Annotated in this window: 16 protein-coding genes; 7 read left to right on the forward strand and 9 right to left on the reverse strand. The window is 36.2% G+C overall.

The features are described 5' to 3' along the window. Positions 1–631: 631 nt before the first annotated feature. The gene (locus tag GYX25_RS00115; protein WP_174786409.1) at positions 632–802 is read right to left on the reverse strand and encodes a hypothetical protein; all 171 of its coding nucleotides are present in this window, start codon (positions 800–802) and stop codon (positions 632–634) included. Between the two features lie 122 nt (positions 803–924). Continuing rightward, on the reverse strand, positions 925–1,368 hold the full coding sequence (locus GYX25_RS00120) for a hypothetical protein (RefSeq protein WP_174786410.1): 444 nt from the start codon (positions 1,366–1,368) through the stop codon (positions 925–927). A 725-nt stretch (positions 1,369–2,093) separates the two neighbouring features. On the opposite strand from GYX25_RS00120, the gene glyA reads away from it, so the two are divergent. Beyond that, positions 2,094–3,350, forward strand: coding sequence for a serine hydroxymethyltransferase (gene glyA, locus GYX25_RS00125; protein WP_091347731.1), 1,257 nt, complete (start codon positions 2,094–2,096; stop codon positions 3,348–3,350). A 48-nt stretch (positions 3,351–3,398) separates the two neighbouring features. Here the strand turns inward: glyA and GYX25_RS00130 are convergent, their stop codons facing one another. Further along, positions 3,399–5,576: a phage holin family protein gene (locus GYX25_RS00130; RefSeq protein ID WP_091347729.1), complete on the reverse strand. Its 2,178-nt coding sequence runs from the start codon at positions 5,574–5,576 to the stop codon at positions 3,399–3,401. Positions 5,577–5,774: 198 nt separating this feature from the next. Between GYX25_RS00130 and GYX25_RS00135 the strand changes: the two genes are divergently transcribed. Then, a complete protein-coding gene (locus GYX25_RS00135; protein ID WP_091347727.1) occupies positions 5,775–7,700 on the forward strand; it encodes an ABC transporter ATP-binding protein in 1,926 nt (641 codons plus the stop codon). Positions 7,701–7,773: 73 nt separating this feature from the next. Here the strand turns inward: GYX25_RS00135 and GYX25_RS00140 are convergent, their stop codons facing one another. After that, the gene (locus tag GYX25_RS00140) at positions 7,774–8,955 is read right to left on the reverse strand and encodes a sugar transporter (protein ID WP_091347724.1); all 1,182 of its coding nucleotides are present in this window, start codon (positions 8,953–8,955) and stop codon (positions 7,774–7,776) included. 141 nt (positions 8,956–9,096) lie between these two features. Beyond that, positions 9,097–9,609 (reverse strand): thiol peroxidase, encoded by a 513-nt coding sequence (gene tpx, locus GYX25_RS00145; protein WP_160401914.1) that lies wholly within the window; start codon positions 9,607–9,609, stop codon positions 9,097–9,099. A gap of 285 nt (positions 9,610–9,894) precedes the next feature. Between tpx and GYX25_RS00150 the strand changes: the two genes are divergently transcribed. Continuing rightward, complete coding sequence (locus GYX25_RS00150) at positions 9,895–10,248, forward strand: DMT family protein (protein WP_091347719.1); 354 nt, start codon at positions 9,895–9,897, stop codon at positions 10,246–10,248. Between the two features lie 285 nt (positions 10,249–10,533). Further along, on the forward strand, positions 10,534–11,274 hold the full coding sequence (locus GYX25_RS00155; RefSeq protein WP_174786411.1) for an acid phosphatase: 741 nt from the start codon (positions 10,534–10,536) through the stop codon (positions 11,272–11,274). A 112-nt stretch (positions 11,275–11,386) separates the two neighbouring features. On the opposite strand, the gene apbC is transcribed toward GYX25_RS00155, so the two are convergent. Further along, a complete protein-coding gene (apbC, locus tag GYX25_RS00160) occupies positions 11,387–12,481 on the reverse strand; it encodes an iron-sulfur cluster carrier protein ApbC (protein ID WP_174786412.1) in 1,095 nt (364 codons plus the stop codon). 207 nt (positions 12,482–12,688) lie between these two features. Here apbC and metG point away from each other — a divergent pair, with 207 nt between their 5' ends. Both metG and GYX25_RS00170 read left to right on the forward strand, forming a co-directional pair. Next, positions 12,689–14,716, forward strand: a complete 2,028-nt coding sequence (gene metG / locus GYX25_RS00165; protein ID WP_174786413.1) for a methionine--tRNA ligase — start codon at positions 12,689–12,691, stop codon at positions 14,714–14,716. A 569-nt stretch (positions 14,717–15,285) separates the two neighbouring features. Then, on the forward strand, positions 15,286–15,777 hold the full coding sequence (locus GYX25_RS00170; protein WP_091347708.1) for a hypothetical protein: 492 nt from the start codon (positions 15,286–15,288) through the stop codon (positions 15,775–15,777). 128 nt (positions 15,778–15,905) lie between these two features. Here the strand turns inward: GYX25_RS00170 and GYX25_RS00175 are convergent, their stop codons facing one another. After that, entirely contained in the window at positions 15,906–16,691 is a 786-nt protein-coding gene (locus GYX25_RS00175) for an SDR family NAD(P)-dependent oxidoreductase (protein WP_174786414.1), read from the reverse strand. 122 nt (positions 16,692–16,813) lie between these two features. Further along, a complete protein-coding gene (locus tag GYX25_RS00180) occupies positions 16,814–17,485 on the reverse strand; it encodes an NADPH-dependent F420 reductase (RefSeq protein ID WP_091347704.1) in 672 nt (223 codons plus the stop codon). Between the two features lie 109 nt (positions 17,486–17,594). Here GYX25_RS00180 and GYX25_RS00185 point away from each other — a divergent pair, with 109 nt between their 5' ends. Then, positions 17,595–18,485, forward strand: a complete 891-nt coding sequence (locus GYX25_RS00185; protein WP_091347702.1) for a LysR family transcriptional regulator — start codon at positions 17,595–17,597, stop codon at positions 18,483–18,485. 76 nt (positions 18,486–18,561) lie between these two features. Here GYX25_RS00185 and tolC read toward each other — a convergent pair whose 3' ends face one another. Then, a complete protein-coding gene (gene tolC, locus GYX25_RS00190) occupies positions 18,562–19,908 on the reverse strand; it encodes an outer membrane channel protein TolC (RefSeq protein WP_091347699.1) in 1,347 nt (448 codons plus the stop codon). Positions 19,909–19,986: the final 78 nt, after the last annotated feature.

Here is a 19,986-nt window from a genome sequence, read left to right on the forward strand (position 1 = left end):
TGCCTAACAGTAAAATGAGCACTACTAACATAGCACTTATTCATTACCCAAGACTTTCAACCTAAAATTGTCAGCAAGCTTGCTGATAAAAAGGACGAAAGTAAGGGGATATTGTTAAATCAGCGATATACGCATCTTAGGTTGCAACTTCCCAACTGGAGTGCGAAAGGTTTTTGATTTTGCTTATATCAAAAAACATCAACTGACTTGGCCCTCAAAACAAAGTTAAAAAATAACCATACGGCAATCTATAAAAATAACATAGCAAAAATCCGTCAGAAAAGGTATTGATTTTATTTAAGTTTTTATTTTGCTGTTTTTAAGCTAAATCAATCACTTACACAATCCAAGCAAGGCGCCGGCAACTAACAAATCAACAAAACCACGAATAGCGCCCTAATAACAGCAATTTAACCGCTCCAAACCCTTTTTTTAACGACAATTTAAAATCAAATAAAATCAATTTGTTAAAAATGGTTTCAAAGATGAAATTGTTGTTTATTACACCAAGTACAAACGTTACTCTACCGTCTATATTGCCAACTGATAGCCTTGGTGTTGGTTATGGGGCAGTGCTACTTAATTCAATGTCTTTTAACTTATATGGATACGGTAAATATTTTTTACCTTGTTATTTTATTGATGGTAAATTTTCAGTGGCAAATGACTCCCACCCGTCAGGCGAAATATTATAAGCATGAAATCTCAGCACTTCATCAAGCCCCAATTTTGTGTCATTCACTTCTATTAGTTGTATAAGCTGTTTACCCTCAATGGCTTGTAAATCTAGTGTTATTGGCATAATTTTCTCCAGACATAAAAAAGCTCACATTTGCGAGCTTTAGGTTTAAATTTAGTTATATTTTATCTTGACTAAATTTAAATAAGCCCTTTCGGGCTTTATTTTATTAGTGATGAGAATGCTTATTTTATTCGGGTACAAATCACTTCTGTTTTGGTTCTAAGATCAATAATATTATTATTATTGTTACTATTAATTTTATTTATTTCAGCCAAAATTGTGAAATTAAAGGTGTCGCTATTAACAATTTTTGTTGTTGTTTTTGTGTTAATCTTGGCGTTTTCTGTAACTTCACTTTTATTAGTGTCCATTTTATTTGGGTCAATCAAGATTTTTGTTCCATCCTCATTTATTTGATAAAGTTCATTATCTAACATTTTAAATGTCATTGTTTTTTCTGACGACGACACTGAATCATCAAAATCTTCATTAGCGTCACTGTTTTCCTTTTCATACTCATTACCGACACAATGCCAATTACCTAAAAGATACTCTTTTGTAATTTTATCTTCTCCACAGCCTAATAAAGCAAGACTAACTAAACTTATTATAAATATTCTTTTCATATCATCTCCTTAATTTTTTGATAATAGTATGAAATTTGTTAGCCAAGTGCAATAAAAAAACCGCCAGAAAGGTATTTAATTTAAATAAAATCAATTTTATAACTATAAAAACATAATATCTTCCAAAAACGATGGTTATGTCGTTTGTCCTATTCCGGCGTCAGAATGTGCCGACAACAGTGCGAGGTTAGCACGCCAAACAGGGATGTTTGGCGAGTTTGTGCTGCGTCGGGAACGACAAATTTGTCTGGAACAAATTTGAACATCTGAGCACAGCGAAGATGGCCTCGTAGAGGCGAGTATCAGGATGATACGAGTAGTGCCGCAGGCCACATTCTGCAGCCAAAGCGCGGGTTGTTAGGGAATTCGCTTTAAATTCCCTAACTCGGACGTAGTCACGATAACTATTTTGTTCACCCAAGCTCAAAACGTCCGAAACCACTGCACTCAATTTATTCTATTCGCTAAAACAAAAAAGTCCTGATTTTCCGCTAAAAATCGGTCAGAAAAGGTATTGATTTTATTAAAGTTTTTCTGGCTGTTTTTTTAATAAAAACTGCCTTATAAAAACACAACATCCCATCCTTCAATATAAATATTTTTTATAACCTCAAAAAAAGATTGAAATCGTTTGGTTGTTAAGTAACCATATGAGCGTAATACCCATTTTTGCTAACGATAAAGCAAAACCAGACAAACTACATAATTGATGATAAGGATCCAACATGTTTAGTAACAAGATGGCTATTGCCGAGTACGATAAAGAACTGTGGGATGCGATAAAAGGTGAAGAACAGCGTCAAGAAGATCACCTTGAATTGATCGCATCAGAAAACTATACCAGCCCACGCGTAATGCAAGCGCAAGGTTCGCAATTAACCAACAAATATGCCGAGGGTTATCCCGGTAAGCGTTATTATGGTGGTTGTGAGTATGTTGATGTGGTCGAGCAGTTGGCAATTGATCGCGCTAAAACTTTATTTGGTGCTGATTATGCCAATGTACAACCTCATTCAGGTTCGCAGGCGAATTTTGCGGTTTATATGGCGCTTTTAAATACAGGCGATACTGTTTTGGGCATGAATTTGTCTGAAGGTGGGCATTTGACGCATGGTTCGCCAGTTAGCTTTTCTGGCAAGCTTTATCATATTGTGGATTATGGCGTTGATGATTCAGGACGTATTGATTATGACAAGTTAGCTAAAACAGCCCAAGAGTCTAAACCGAAAATGATTATTGGTGGTTTTTCGGCTTATTCTGGTGTGGTGGATTGGAAGCGTATGCGCGAAATCGCCGATAGTGTGGGTGCTTATTTATTTGTGGATATGGCACATGTGGCTGGTTTGGTGGCCGCAGGTGTTTATCCAAATCCTGTTCCTTATGCTCACGTTGTGACTACAACCACCCATAAAACCCTTGGTGGCCCACGTGGGGGCTTGATTTTAGCTAAAGGTGGCAGTGAAGAATTATATAAAAAGTTAAATTCGGCTGTCTTTCCTGGGGCGCAAGGTGGGCCTTTAATGCATGTGATTGCCGCTAAAGCGGTGGCATTAAAAGAGGCAATGGAACCCGCTTATAAAGAATATCAACAGCAAGTGGTGAAAAATGCCAAAACGATGGTTGAAGTGATTATGCAGCGTGGTTATAAAGTGGTTTCTGGTGAAACACACAATCATCTGTTTTTAATTGATTTAGTCGATAAAAATATCACAGGTAAAGAAGCCGATGCGGCTTTGGGTAGTGCCAATATTACGGTTAATAAAAATAGCGTACCGAAAGATCCACAAAGCCCGTTTGTGACATCAGGCGTGCGGATTGGTACGCCGGCTATTACTCGCCGAGGCTTTAAAGAAGCCGAATCGCGAGATTTGGCTAATTGGATTTGTGATGTTTTAGATAATATCGATGACGAGCAAACTATTCAAGCTGTGAAAGAAAAGGTGCTTGCAATTTGCCGTCGTTTGCCGGTTTATCAGCATTAATGGTCGTTTCATTTCGCCGACTAGTGTCGGCGAAATGGTTTGTTGCTTTTATTTGCCAATATTGGCATTTGTGTCAGTTTTATTTTGGGTTTGTTCTTGTTTGTGCTGCTTGATATAGTGGTCAAGGTAACCTTCATGCCATAACCAACCTCCTGTCGTTCCAATACCAAGTAAAATAGCTAACCAAAAAATGATAGCCAATTTGTGGTGGCGTTGTTTCATTGGATCTCGTAAGTTGCGTTTTGCATTGGCTGGAAGTTCTGCTTTACTGGTGAGTAAGCTACCTAGCATTAAGTTTATTTTAACTTGTCCGTTAATTGCCCAACCTGATGCTTCTAGCAGTGGGCCAAGGGTTCTTCGACGCAATTTTAACCATGCCAAAATAACAGAAGGGCCAGAAATAATTAGGAATAATCCAATAAAAACCAAAGGCAATTGCCACCAAGCTAGCGCAAAAATAGCTTGGAATAGTGTGGCTAATGCCGTGCCGATTGCGCCAATGGCTAGGCCAATTGCGGCAAAAATACCTACGCTTTTGCCAATATCAAATTTATTGGCTGGGTTTTGCAATGCTTGTTCACTTGATTTTGCAACATCGGCATCTTTGCTGCTTGCCCATTTGTTTATCTGTTCGGTAATTACGCGCCCCATTCGTTGATAAGGTGCCCAGATTGCTTGTTGTATGCTGATAGGTTTGGTAATGATTTTGACGACATTGGCATCCCAGTCGTTGCCGTCGTTATCAATAAATACGCCATTGCGACCTTCAATCAGTAAATCGCCTTTCCCCGCTGTCATAGCGGCGGCAATGAGTTGCTTTTGCCCGTGTCTAGTACATTCACAATAGAGTAAGCAGAGTTCAGAGTAGTTTGCCATGGTGGCGTGTTTGGCAATATTATCAACTGCAACGCAAAGAGTTGCACAGCGTCCATCAATGTAGAGTTTTCCAAGCTGAAAGGCCGCTCGGGTTTTTAACGAAAAGAAGTCAGCAAAAGACACAAAGTTGACCAGTAAGCGGTAAAGGTGTTTGTGGAATAAGACTAGCTTTTCTAATACAAGGACGTCGGATGAGGATATCGGGGTTTTATTGTCTTGTTCAACCATTTGTGTAAATTCGTTCAGCAGTTCACTGTTGGCTAAGTGGGCGATAGTGTTGCTTGGGATATCTTCTATGCTGGCAGATGGCGCGATTTCAACTTTTATTTTTGTTATTTCGGGTTTAGTGCTTATTAATGTGGTGTAAGTTTTTAAGCTGTGTTGGATGTTTTGCCATTCTTGCTCGGTTAGTAAGTCAGGATTGGCTAATGCTGGGGCGATGAGCGTTTTGAGTCGGTTAACTTTGGCTTTCCATAGTGGATTAAGCCCATTGACTAAGTCAAGTGCGTTGGTTGTGTCGATTTTTGATAGCGGTAATTGTGCTAAGGCGTCATCAGAAAGTAGTCCATTTTGGGTCGGGACGATGTACTTTTCGTCAACATTGAGGGCTGTTTGCGCTTGTGGAGCGTATTGTGCCAGTTCAACGCGTAAAAAATAATCGTCAATTTTGGGTTTGAGTTGTTGGATTAACTTCCAAGTCTCGGCACTATTTTCACCAAATGGAGTTGGGGTCTTACTTATTTGAGTTTGCCATTGTAGCCATGTTTTTAGGTTGTCGACAAAGGTGGTGGCTATATTTAGGTCAATGCCATCTTGTCCGCTCATGTCTTTCTGTGCGCCGGTGGTGTTGATGGCGGTTTGGATGAATGTTTGCATGTCGGGCGATAATTCGCTTGATACAGGGAAGATTAAGTCACCGTTGTAAAGTTTACTAGCGTTGATTTTGATTGATTGTTGAACGTCATCTTGCGTTAAGTAATTTACGTTGTTTTTATTTAAGCTAGCTAAGATGCTGTGAGCGGTGATAGATAGCTTTTTTCCCTGTGGGGTCGAGGTGTTTATTTGTGATAGTGACAGTGTTTCACTTGAGTTTAAAATGCTGTCAAATGAGGTGATTTTGTCTTGTGTCCAGCTAATGGCATCGAGAATGTCAGGTATGCGAATTCGTCCATCTTTGTCTGAGTCGAGTAGCTCTAAGGTTCGCTCATCAAAATCTAGCCCTGTGGTTGGGCAACTTAAAGCTACCCATAATTTAGGGTCTAAATCAGGTAGATTAATAATATCATTGGCATTTTTAAATACCACTTGATCTAATCCACCTACGCGCTGAAATGTCCACATGTGACTCATAGTTATCTCCACATCAAAATCTAAATAATATTTTTACATTAATATAAACAGTATTTGTTTTTTTTGATAGAACAGAACAGTGATTTCTAATATTTGTGAGGCCTATTAACGTATCTTTGGTATTTGGTTTAGTTGCCTTGAGCAACTTTATGATAGAATAGCGACTTATTATTTAATACCCAAATAAAAACCAATAATATGTCATTAATTAATCTTACCAATGCTTATCTTTCATTTAGTGATGCACCACTACTTGATCATATTGATATGTCTATTGAACCAAATGAGCGTGTTTGTCTTGTTGGACGTAATGGCGCGGGCAAATCAACGTTACTTAAAGTGTTAAATAAAGAAGTGCCATTAGATGAAGGGCAAATTATTTATGAAAATAATGTGATTGTTTCACGCTTGCAGCAAGATCCTCCTCGTGATGTGCAAGGCAATGTGTTTGATTTTGTAGCAGAAGGATTACACGAACAAGCCCAGTTATTACGAGATTACTATGATTTAGCTCATCGTGTTGAACACGATCCTTGCGAAAGTAACTTGGCTAAATTAGCGAAAATGCAAGAGCAGTTAGATCATCAAAATGGTTGGCAATTAGATAGTCGTATTCGTAATGTTATTTCGTCGTTATCACTTGATGGTGATGCATTGTTATCTTCGCTATCAGGTGGCTGGCTTCGTAAAGCTGCATTAGCCAAAGCATTAGTTTGTCAACCATCGGTTTTATTGCTTGATGAACCAACAAACCATTTAGATATTCAAACCATAAAATGGTTGGAAGAGTTTTTGAAAAGCTTTAATGGCAGTATTGTGTTTATTTCTCATGACCGTTCATTTATTCGTCAAATGGCAACGCGTATTATTGATTTAGATCGGGGTAAAATTGCCTCTTGGAGCGGTAACTACGATAACTATTTACTTGGTAAAGAAGAAGCCTTGCGCGTTGAAGAGTTGCAAAATGCGGAATTTGATAAAAAATTAGCTCAAGAAGAGGTTTGGATTCGCCAAGGTATTAAAGCTCGCCGTACACGTAATGAAGGGCGAGTACGTGCATTAAAAGCAATGCGCCAAGAGTATAGCGAGCGTCGCCAAGTGATGGGCAGTGCCAAAATGCAAATTGAGGAGGCGTTACGTTCAGGAAAAATTGTTTTTGAGCTTGAAAATGTGACCTATCAGATTGAAGATAAGTTGCTAGTTAATGATTTTACTGTGCAAGTATTACGTGGCGATAAAATAGCTCTAATTGGTCCTAATGGTATTGGCAAAACGACGTTGTTAAAACTAATGTTAGGTAATTTAGCGCCAACATCAGGTAGCGTACATTGTGGTACAAAGCTTGAAGTCGCTTATTTTGATCAATATCGATTAGAGCTTGATCCTGAAAAAACCGTGATGGATAATTTAGCTGAAGGTAAACAAGAGGTGATGGTTAATGGACGATCGCGTCATGTTCTTGGTTATCTGCAAGATTTTTTATTCCCTCCAAAACGCGCCCGAACACCTGTTCGTGCATTATCAGGTGGGGAGCGTAATCGTTTATTGCTGGCTAAACTATTTTTAAAACCTAGTAATTTATTAATACTTGATGAACCGACCAATGATCTTGATATTGAAACGCTGGAGTTGCTAGAAGAGTTGGTTAATGATTATCAGGGAACAGTTTTGCTAGTTAGCCATGATCGGCAGTTTGTTGATAACGTCGTTACCCAATGTTGGTTTTTTGAAGAAAAAGGGCATATTGGCGTTTATGCGGGTGGTTATGCTGATGCTCTGCAACAACAGCAACAGGCGCAACCGGTTAAGGTAGCGGCAGTTAATGATGTTAAACAGCCTAAAAAAGCATTAAGCACGGCGAATAACAAAAGCAATGATCAAGCCACTAAAAAGAAAGTTAAGCTGAGTTATAATGAGCAACGAGAGTTAACACAATTACCAAGCAAAATAGAGCAATTAGAATTAGCTATTGCTGATTTACAAGCACAGATTGGTCAAAGTGACTTTTTTAATCAACCCCACGAAGTTACGGGACCAATCTTACAATCTTTGACCGATAAAGAAGCTGAATTAGAATCTGCTTTTGAACGCTGGGAACAGTTAGAGTCTTTAAGTAAATCATAATGTAAGGGTGTTATTTTCAGCATTATTTATTGGGGTATATAATAAATAATGCTGTTTCTGAGCGTTAAGATTTTTATAAAATGGTTTTATTATTCCACAACTTTCTAGAACAAAGGCAGAAAAATAATAAGGCAATGATGACAAAAATTGCGCCAACAAAACCAATATCTTCCTTTGATAGTAAAATTAATACTTTACTGCCTATAAAAGCGCCTCCGCCTATTCCAATATTGTAAATACCTGAATAGACCGATGTTGCAATATCGGTTGCATCGGGCGCTGCATCAATCACTTTGCTTTGCATGACCATGCCAATAATGGTAATCGAAAGCCCCCAAATCAAACATTGAATGATTGCGGTATAAAGCGTGAATGAACAGACATAAAGCGATAATAAACAAATGATCAATGACAACATAGGCATCACTAATATGGCGGTTGGATTTTTTTCGGCATATCTTGCAAAAATAACACTGCCAATCATGCCTGAAAAACCGACTACTAACAATAAAGCGACGATAACATTTTGACTAAATCCGCCAACATCTTTCATAAATGGCGTGATATAAGTATAAGCAGTAAAGTGGCCAGCAATAATAATGGCTATTAATAGATAAATGTTAAGCAGTATTGGCCGTTTTAATACCGTTGGAATATCTTTGATAGAGATAATATCCATGCTTGGTACAGTAGGTAATAAACGGAGCAGTAATATCATCACGCAAAAAGCGATACTAGCAATACATAAAAAAGTCACGCGCCAGCCAACGAGTTGCCCTATGATGGTACCAATTGGGATCCCTAGGATGGTTGCCATCGATACGCCAATAACAATAAAGCCCATTGCTTTAGCTTTTTTACCATTAGGCGCTAATCGAACTGCAAGAGGTGTTGTAATTGCCCAAAATACCGCATGTGCACAAGCAATGCCAATCCTTGCTGCCATCAGACTGTAAAAATTCCACGCAAATCCGGCTAAAATATGGCTACCAATAAATAAGCAAAATAGAAAAATTAGTAATTTTCTTCGCTCCATTTTTGACGTTAATACTGTGAGTGGCAATGATAATAACGAAACAGACCATGCATAAATGGTGAGTAATAATCCAGCATGAGCAACATCCATTGAAAAACTTTCAGCAATATTAGGTAATAGTCCAACAGGTACAAATTCCGTTGTATTAAAAATAAATGCCGCAAATGCAAGGCAAAGAATTGATGACCAAATACGAGATCGGTTAATACTATTATTCATGATTAAGATTATGGAGGAGGTATGTTTTTATTGGATTATAACTGAATAATTTTGTCTATTAAATAGCTGCTATAAATAAATCTTAAAGTAAATCATCGCCACCACTGTTGGTAGAGGGTGGCGATGTATTATTGCTTTGATTTATGCTAATGCTTTAGCCGCCGCTAGGGCTTTGTCATAATCGGGCTCCGAAGATGTTTCTTTAACATATTCGACATAAGCAATTTTGTCATTTTTATCAATGACAAATACGGCGCGGGAAAGTAAGCGTAGCTCTTCAATAACAGTGCCATATTTTAAGCCAAAATCCAGATCTTTATGGTCAGAAGTGACTTTGACAGCATCAATGCCTTCAGCCGCACAATAGCGATTTAATGCAAAAGGTAAATCAACACTAATTGAAAATATCACGGTATCTTTTAGTTTTGCTGCTTCTACATTGAAACGGTGAACTTGGGCGCTACATACGGAAGTATCAATGGATGGTACCGAATTAATAATCCTGATTTTACCTTTAAAATCGGATAATTTAATGGGTTTCATTGCTAAATCTTGCACGATAAAATCGGGTGCTATGTCACCAACGTTGATTTTGGGACCTAACAAAGTAATAGGGGCTCCACGCATAGTAACTTCATTGACTCTTTTTTGCATAACTGTTTCCTTTGGGGATAATAATTGTGTTGTAATAAATTTCAGTGTTGATAGGATAACGACGTTCAATGCATTAAAGATTTTGCACCTATTGGCGTTGATTTAATATAGACCTAAACAGGCTACTGAGCAATAGCGCTATTATGCTTTTAGTGATGAATTAGCCAATTTCAACTATTGTTAATAATGTTGTTTTTTTTATGTAATTAAATTATTTCTATTTTGTATATTTATTAGACAATGGTATATAATGCCAGTCCCTTTCTTTACTCTTATATCAACACTATGAATCAATTACTTATTACTGTTTGTTTACTGACTTTTAGTAATGTTTTTATGACTTTTGCGTGGTATGGGCATTTGCGGTTTTTACATAACCAAGTTTGGCTGGTGGCGGTGTTTGCTAGTTGGGGAATTGCGTTATTTGAATATTTATTGCAAGTGCCTGCTAATCGTATTGGTTTTCAGGTTGCTAGCGCAGGCCAATTAAAGATTATTCAGGAAGTAATTAGTTTGTCTGTTTTTATCCCTTTTTCAATTTATATTTTAAAAGAGCCGTTTAAGACAGACTATATTTGGGCTGGTTTGTGTCTTTTAGGTGCGGTATTTTTTATGTTTCGCGATAAGATTTTTGCTTAAATTCATTCTAAAACCGTGATAAATATTGAGCATATTCGTCACGGTAATGATTTAAATTAGCCTTTCAAATATTCCACTGTAAATATAATTGTGATGACTATCACATTAAAAATACTCAATCTTTATTAATATGTTGCTGTATTTTATTGTTGAACAGCTATTGATATCTTGCTGACCGTGTTGTTGTTTCATACAAAATTATTAATTAGTTAGATGTTATTTAAGCGTTTTTTGTTTCGATAACATGTTTTGATAGTTATCCCTTATTTGTATAAGGAGAAGTATATGCAAAAAAAAATTTTTTGTTCGTTATTTGTTGCTTCTTTAATATGTTCAAATGTTTTTGCTTCTGGGGGAAAAGATGTAACAACAGATCCTAATGATTTTTTCCTTAAAGAAGAACAAGCACCTAATAGCTTACTGCTTTTGCCACCGCCTCCTACTTTTGATAGCATTGATTTTTTACGCGATAAAGCAATGTACGATTGGGGTAAGTCTGTTCGTAATACAGAACGTGGAAAACAGGCTTACTTAGATGCTGATTCAAGTAAAGATAATATAACTAAGCAATTTTCACCATCTTTTGGGTTTGAAATTTCTGATAAGAAAACGCCAGAAATTTATAAATTAGTTACTACAATGAAAGAAGATGCAGGGGATTTGGCAACGCGCTCAGCTAAAAATCATTATAATCGTATTCGACCATTTTCATTTTTCCATGAACCAACTTGTCGCCCAGATGATGAAAAAACGCTATCGACCAATGGATCCTATCCCTCTGGTCATACAACAATGGGGTTTGCTATTTCACTTGTGTTAGCAGAGATAAATCCAGCGCGTCAAAATGAAATTTTAAAACGAGGTTATGAGATTGGCGAAAGCCGCGTTATTTGTGGCTATCATTGGCAAAGTGATGTTGATGCTGCTAAGGTGATGGCAGCTGCGGTAGTTGCTCAATTACATACGAATGCCGATTTTAATCAACAACTAACGAAGGCAAAAGCCGAGTTCCGCCATTTAAAATAAGGGTGATAATGGGGCAGTTATTGCGTGGCTGATCGTGGCGATGTTATGCCAAATTAACTATAAAATATCAATAGCATTGGCTGTTGTTTTCGACAGCCAAGCTGATTTTTTGTTATAGCGCCTTAAAAGAAATATCCGGTAAAATTGTTTCGCCTTGCCAATATAGCTCACTGGCAATGCGCCCAGCAATTTGGCAATAGAGTTGGGTAAATTCGCTATCAGGGTGGCTAATAACAGTAGGTTGCCCTGTATCGAGATCTTGGCGTAATATTTTATGAAGTGGTATTTGTCCAAGCAATTTTGTTTGATATTGCTCAGCTAGACGCTGTGCTCCACCTTCGCCAAAAATAGCTTCGTGATGACCACAATTTTCGCAAATGTGGTAACTCATGTTTTCAATAATGCCTAGCGTTGGGATGTTGACTTTATTAAACATGGTCATGCCTTTTTTGGCATCAATCAATGCAATGTCTTGTGGTGTACTGACAATAATTGCGGCCGTTACTGGAATACTTTGCGCTAGGGTTAATTGGATATCCCCAGTTCCTGGAGGCATATCAATAACCAAATAATCAAGTTCAGGCCATAATGTATCTTGTAATATTTGTAGTAATGCCTTGCTTGCCATTGGTCCACGCCATACCATGGCGCTATCTGGATCAACTAAATAACCAATAGAGTTACTGGCTAATCCGTGTGCCATAATTGGGGTCATGTGTTTATTGTCAGGTGTTAACGGTTGCTGTTTTTCTGTGCCTAACATGGTGGGAATTGAAGGCCCATAAATATCCGCATCTAAAATGCCTACTTTGGCGCCTTGTTTTTGTAAGGCTAGTGCAAGATTAACAGCTGTTGATGATTTGCCCACGCCACCTTTGCCTGAACTTATGGCGATAATATTTTTTACATTGTTAATGGCATGTTGGTCATTGGCGCGTTTTAATGTAGCAATTTTATAGTCAATGTGCCAGTTAACGTCATTAATGCCGTTAAGCTTTAGTAATTTTGGGGTGGCTATTTTTTTTAACTCATCAAAAGCGTTTTTCCAAGCAAAGGGCATGGTTAAATTAATGTATAAATGCTGATTAACTATTTCGCATTTTGTTACTGCGTTAAGTTCAAGTAAATTTTTTTGTAAGGTTGAATGAGTAAAACTCTCAAGAATCTTTTTTACTTCAATGTTCATTGCTGTTATCTCTTTATGCATTGATATTTATACTGGGTTCATTTTTAATACTCCCTCTTAAAGAGGGTGGAAAAATTATAATAATTTACATTCTTTAAAAAGGATTATTTGCCATTTGCAAAGTGAATAGAGTGTAGAAATTTTATCAAATTATGGCATAAATCTAGCGATAATCCCACGATTGATGTACTATTTCTGCCATTATGTAATAAAAGGTAATAAATCAACATGACAACTCAACGCAAAATATTGGTGACTTGCGCACTGCCTTATGCCAATGGTGCAATTCACTTAGGTCATATGCTTGAACATATTCAAGCTGATGTATGGGTGCGTTATCAACGTATGCGTGGTAATGAGATCTATTTTATTTGTGCCGACGATGCACATGGCACGCCAATTATGCTTAAAGCGCAACAACTTGGCATTACGCCTGAACAGATGATTAGTGAAGTGAAAACTGAGCATCAGCGTGATTTTGCGGGATTTAATATTAGTTATGATAATTACCATTCAACTCATAGCTCAGAAAATCGTGAAATATCAGCGCAAATTTATAAGCGTTTAAAAGCCAATGGTTATATTAAAACCAAAGTCATTTCACAGCTATTTGATCCTGAAAAACAGATGTTTTTACCAGATCGCTTTGTAAAAGGTACTTGTCCACGTTGTAAAGCCCCAGATCAATATGGCGATAACTGTGAAGTGTGTAGTGCAACTTACAATCCGATTGATTTAATTAATCCTAAATCTGTGGTTTCAGGGGCAACACCAATTTTAAAAGAGTCAGAACATTTCTTTTTCGATCTGCCGGCTTTTTCAACTATGTTACAAGAGTGGATTCGTTCAGGGACACTACAAGACCAAGTCGCTAATAAAATGCAAGAGTGGTTCGAATCAGGCTTACAGCCGTGGGATATTAGCCGTGATGCTCCTTATTTTGGTTTTGAAATCCCTGATGCGCCAGGTAAATATTTTTATGTCTGGTTAGATGCACCAATTGGTTATATGGGCTCTTTTTTAAACTACTGCAATACACAAAATAAACCAATTTTTGATGAGTTTTGGAATAAAGATTCAAGCACTGAGCTTTATCACTTTATTGGTAAAGATATTGTTTACTTTCATAGTTTATTTTGGCCGGCAATGCTAGAGGGTAGCGAACATCGCAAACCATCGAATATTTTTGTGCATGGCTATGTGACTGTTGACGGCGCAAAAATGTCTAAGTCGCGAGGTACTTTTATTCAAGCAAGTACCTATCTAAAACACTTAGATCCTGATTGCTTACGCTATTATTATGCCGCTAAGCTGTCACCACATATTGATGATATTGATTTAAATTTAGAAGACTTTGTTCAACGTGTAAATAGCGATTTAGTTAATAAAGTTGTTAATATTGCTTCACGTTCGGCTGGATTTATTTATAAACGCTTTGACGGCAAATTATCGGATAATGTAGCTGAACCTGCACTTTATGCGTATTTTGTTGAAAAATCTCAAATCATTGCTGATTATTTTGAGCAACGTGAATCAGGTAAGGCGATTCGTGAAATTATGGCACTTGCTGACGAAGCTAACCGCTATATTGACGAAAAAGCGCCATGGGTGGTTGCTAAACAAGAAGGGCAAGATCAAATATTGCAAGATATTTGCTCAATGGGTATTCACCTATTCCGTATTTTAATGACCTATTTAAAACCAATAGTGCCTTCATTAGCTGAGCGAACAGAAGTATTTTTAAATAGCAAATTAGAATGGAATACTATTGCTAATGCGTTAACTGGTCATAAGATTAATCAGTTTAAAGCCCTATTTAATCGTATTGATATGGATAAAATTACAGCCATGATTGAAGAAACAAAAGAGCAAGCTGCCCTAGCAACACCAGCTAAAACAAATGTTGCTGAACCTATTGCTGATACGATTAATTTTGACGATTTTGCCAAAGTTGATATGCGTGTTGCTTTAATTAAACATGCCTGTTTTGTTGAAGGATCCGATAAGTTACTCCAGTTGACGCTTGATATTGGTGATGAAACCCGTAATGTGTTTTCAGGCATCAAGCAGTTTTATCCTGATCCAGAAGTACTAATTGGGCGTTTAACCATTATGATTGCCAATTTAGCGCCTCGTAAAATGCGATTTGGTGTTTCAGAAGGTATGGTGCTTTGTGCCAGTGGTAAAGATGATGGTGACGGCGTGTACTTGTTATCGCCAGATAGTGGTGCTAAACCGGGAATGCGCATTTCGTAATTTTTATTCTCATCATGTAAAAAATGCATCTTAACAAGTTAATGTGCTTGTTAAGATGTTTCAGGAAATTATGCGTTTTATTATAAAATTTTCTGATTTGATAAATAATTGTAGCGTTAGTTTTTTGGGGACTGTTTTTTTTATTATAAATGTTTAGCTAATCAACTATCATGCAACTATTTTTGAGCTTGCTTTTCTACTCTAAAAAATTCCATTGCACTTTGATAGGGCTCAATGCGTGTCCAAAAATAGAGACCAGTATTTAAATCAAGACATTTTATTTTTATATCTGTTCAGGTTGAAGACGATACAACAACTATTTGTTATACTTTTCTTTTACGTTAAAACTAAGTTAATTTCATTATTAAGCAATAATTTTTGATTTATCGGGTAATTAATAGAAATCCCAGCTAACACAACTGGAGGATTTGTGTTCTAGCCATTAATTAGTTTTATAATCTATTTTTAATATGGGTATTTTATTATTTTGCTTATCAATTGATGGCTTTATTAAGTTTATTATTGATAGGCTTTTATTAATATTTTAGTAAGCATTTTTTAGGATAAACATGATCAAACCGATATCTAATATTACATTAAAACCGCTACCTAAAGGTAAAAGAGGTAAAATTATTTCGCTTGTTGAAGTTGATGGTGTTTGCTATGCTGAAAAACTAGAAGGCCGCTTTTTAGAAATGGCTTTTAGCTATGATGACTGTTATGTTTTAATTTTTGTGACACAAGATGGCGGTCCTTGGGAAGAGGTTTTATTCATCTATCTACTTGATTCAAAAAACTACAATATCGTTGATCGTGCCAGAATTGGCGGTGGCGCATATGCTTGGCTTAGTGCTTGTGGTCTTGGTAATATTAAAATTTTATCTGACCATATGGTAAGTTTTGAATTTATGTCGTTTGAGGGTACTGATGGTTGGTTACTTAAGCTTTTTAAAAAACCTATAAAAACCTTTCCGTTTACACTTAGAAACCTATTTCATATCTGGCGCCCAATTTCATTTAAACGCCATTTTTTGATCGAAGTAAATAAAACTTCACTTTAAATCAATATGCTATGTTTTTCTTTTTATTTTGAAATTTGGCAATCAAAATAACGACTGCCAAAGTTTAATTTTGTTAAAAATCATATTTTGCTGTTTGATTTAACATTGCATGTAAATTCGTTATTGCATTATTTTTGATTTTCTAACGGATTTCCTGAATAAGGAAATATGCTGTCTTTTAGTGAAAAAGAGAAATCTTTTGTATTAATCTCACCAATAACTTTGTTGCTATCGTATAAAGCCAGTAAAAAATCGGCCATTTGCTTTGCTGTATGGTACTTGGTAAAACTTTCATCATAATTATATTTACTGACATTATTTGCTTTTTCACCAAATTCTGTTTTTGTCGCGGCCGGAGCTAACACCTTTGCGGTTAATTGGGCGTTAGCTTGCTTTAATTCTTGTGCTAGCCCTTCGGTAAAGGCATTGACATAGAATTTTGTTGCGCAATAGGTTACCGCATTAGGAACGAGTGTATATCCACCACGGGAGGAGATGTTTATTAGTTGTGTCCCAGATTCATTTTGATATTTACGTACATACAGTGTTGAAAAAATTGTTAGGACTTCAATATTTAAATGAAGCATTGATTCGATTTTTCCTAAATCTTGATCGCTAACACTGCCGTAATGACCAAAACCGGCATTATTAATCCATGTTTCAATAAAATAGTTGTCTAAATCATTAAAAAGGGAATAAGCGTTGGTTGGTTGTGATAAATCACAAAGTTTTATAATTACTTCTAATTCTGGGGAAATTTTTGCAATTTCTTGTTGTAAAAGTGCCAAATTTTCTTGTCTTCTTGCAATAACAATAAGGTTTTTATTTCGTTTTGCAAAAGCAATAGCTGTTGCATAACCTATGCCTGAACTTGCGCCGGTTATGACGGTATATTTTTTATGTGTATTGGTCATTTTTATTTCCTCTAATATTTCAAATATCTGTATTTAATTAAAACCATTCAAATTATTAAATATATGATAAATATAACTTTATTCTACTGGAAGGTGGACTCATTTTGGTCTTTTATATTTTTTTATTGGTTATTTGTTTGCCATGAATTATGTGGTACTTCAACTTCTTTAGAGGCTTGAGCTAAAGCATCATTCAATCGTTGACGGCTTAAAGGTATGCAATATGCAGGCTTTGCACGTTCAAACCGCCAACTGTTTGATAAAGCGCCTACATCAACATAATCATAGCCAATACTTTCTAGAAGAGTGAAAACAATTTGTTTGGCAGCTAAGTCATCTCCAGCTATAGGAATTGCTCTTCTATCTGATTTATCATTAGGCTTTGCATCTTTAATAACATCTTTTGCGAGAATTGCATTAAAAACTTTAACTACTCTAGATTTATCAAGATGTTTAGCGACTAACTCGCTGGTTGTTGTTTCATGATTATCTAATTGTCCTAAATGACCATCGCGGGCAGGATAATAGTTAGTGGCATCAAGTACTATTTTTCCGCTGAGTAGCTCTGCTGGTAATTGTGTATAATTGATAAAAGGAATAGCAACGAGAATTATATCACCAAATTTAATGGCTTCTTCTTGGCTCCCAATTTGGCAGTTTAAGCGTGTGGCTACGCTAAATAACGTCTTTTTATCTCTAGAATTACTTAACATAACTTGATAACCTGCGCGCATAAATAATGTTGTGTAGGCTTGACTTACAAATCCTGCCCCTATAATGCCGATTTTTTTCATATATTTACTCTGTTTTTATTTGTTTACTTGATTTGCGTTATAATATTTATAAAATAAAAGATAGTAAATGGCTTTAAAATTGTTTTATTAACAACTGGAGATTGGTAATATGGATCTTTTTAGAAGTATGAAGGCTTTTGTATTGACTGTGAAGACAGGTTCATTTGCATCGGCATCTATCTCATTAAATACCTCTCCGCAAATGGTTGCGAAATATATTCTTTTTTTAGAAACTCAATTAGGGTTAAAGTTACTTAATCGAACAACACGTTCACAAAATCTTACCGAATTTGGTAAGCAGTATTATGAGCGCTGTGTGAGTATTTTAGGTGAAGTTGAAGCCACTTCTATGCTTGCGCAACAGTTTTTAGATAAACCTAGTGGTACGCTTAGAATTAGTGCACCATTTACTTTTGGTAATTTTACTTTAGTGCCATTAATTAGTAGTTTTATGAAGTGTTATCCCCAAATTAGTGTCGATATACAGTTAAGTGATCGTTATGTCGATTTAATTAAGGACGGTTTTGATATTGCTTTTCGGATTGGTGATTTGAGTGATTCAGGGCTTATTGCTCGTAAACTTAATCCTCATCAACTTATTTTTGCTGCCTCACCAGATTATTTAGCGCAATATGGTGTTCCATTAATACCTGATGATTTGAAAAAGCATCAATGCTTGATTTACCAATATGTGAATCAGAATAAAAAAGATCATGTTTGGCCGTTTATGATTAATGGTGAAATAGTTAATATTCCTATATCAGGGACATTTCAAAGTAATCAGACTTCAGCGTTAGTGATAGCTGCGATTGAAGGATTAGGTATCACAATGTTGCCAGAATCTATGTTACAAGAGCCAATTAAGCAGAAAAAATTATTTCCCATATTACAAAAATTTTTACCACCTGCCAAGCCGCTTAATATGCTTTATACTGCTGATCGTCAGCAACCACCAAAATTAAAAGCATTTATTGAATTTGTGTTGAATGCAATATCGTAATAGGTGTGTTTTTTATACATAATAAAAAAGGCGATTTGCTCGCCTTTTTTAACAGTTGTCATAAAAGAACCAATAGTTATTTTATCGTTACTAAAGTGCTCACTTCTTTTCCTAACATATTGTTTAAATAAACTAAATCGTTGGCAGTTAAGGTTCCTACTGCATATTTTAATTGGAGTAAGCTAGTTAGATAATTATATTTTGCATCTGATAAATTTCGTTTAGAACTGTAAAGCTGAGTTGTTGCATTTAATACGTCAACGATTGTTCTTGTTCCAACTTGATAACCAGAATTAGTTGCTTCTAATGAGCTTTGTGCTGAAACAACTGCTTGTTGATAAGCTTTGATTGCGCTAATCGATGATGAAATATTGTTGTAGGATGAACGTACTTGGTTAATCACGCCACGATTAGTACTTTCTAGTTTTTCACTGAAACTTACGTAATTTTGTTGTGCTTGTTCAACTTTCGATACCGTTGCACCACCAGAAAAGATTGGTAGGTTTACACTGACACCAACATAGTTATTTCCTGAATACGATTTACCACTATGAGCACCAGCCGCTACGTTATTACCATATCTATCAGTTTTATTTAAATTAGTTGATGCATCTAAATTGGCTGTAGGTAAATGACCTGCTTGTGAGAGTTTGATCTGTTCACGTGCAATGTCTTGGTTCAATTTCATTGTTAATAAATTTAGATTAGATGATTCAGATTGTCTTAATAATGTGCTGATTTGTTCTGGGGACTCTGTTTTAAAGGTATTGGTGTTAACACTGGCTAAATTAGAATAAAAACGACCGCTTACTTGGCGTAAATCCTCGATTGCGTTGTTTAGTTCATTTAATGCGTTAACTTGTTGGGCAACAGTTAGGTCATAATTTGCTTGTGCATTTTGTACGTCAGTAATGGCGACTAAACCGACTTGGTGTTGTTGACGAGTCTGCTCTAACTGACGGCCAATCGCGTTTTTCTGTGCATCAATAAAACTCAATGCATCTAGCGCTTTTAGCACATTAAAATAAGCGACAGAAGTATTTAAGATTAATGTTTGACCTTGGTATTGATAAGCAATATCGGCAATACTTGCTTGTTTTTTAGTAATATCTAAGGCCTTCCAATTTGAAAAATTAAAAATGCTTTGCGATACGGCTACTTGATATAAGTTTCCGCTTTTAGATTTTACTCCACTTGTATCACGTCGGCCATGAGTTACACCATAAGAAGCACTTAAACCAACTTGCGGTAGCAAACTTGCTCGAGAACCTGAAATTGCCGCGTATGCTTTATTTTTCTCAGCTAATGAACTGCGTAGATCTGGATTGGTTTCTTTTGCTTGTTCATAGACTTGAATCAAATTTTCAGCAAATACAGATTGGCTTAATGCTAAGCCAATTAAAAAGGTTAAAGTTTTTTTCATTAATCTTCTCTTTAAAAATCATTAAAATATAGTAGTATTTTTAATGGCGTAATTTTAACAGATTATTAGTATATAGTA

Origin of the sequence: Gilliamella sp. ESL0254, from assembly GCF_013344985.1 — a bacterium.
GTDB lineage: Bacteria > Pseudomonadota > Gammaproteobacteria > Enterobacterales > Orbaceae > Gilliamella > Gilliamella bombicola.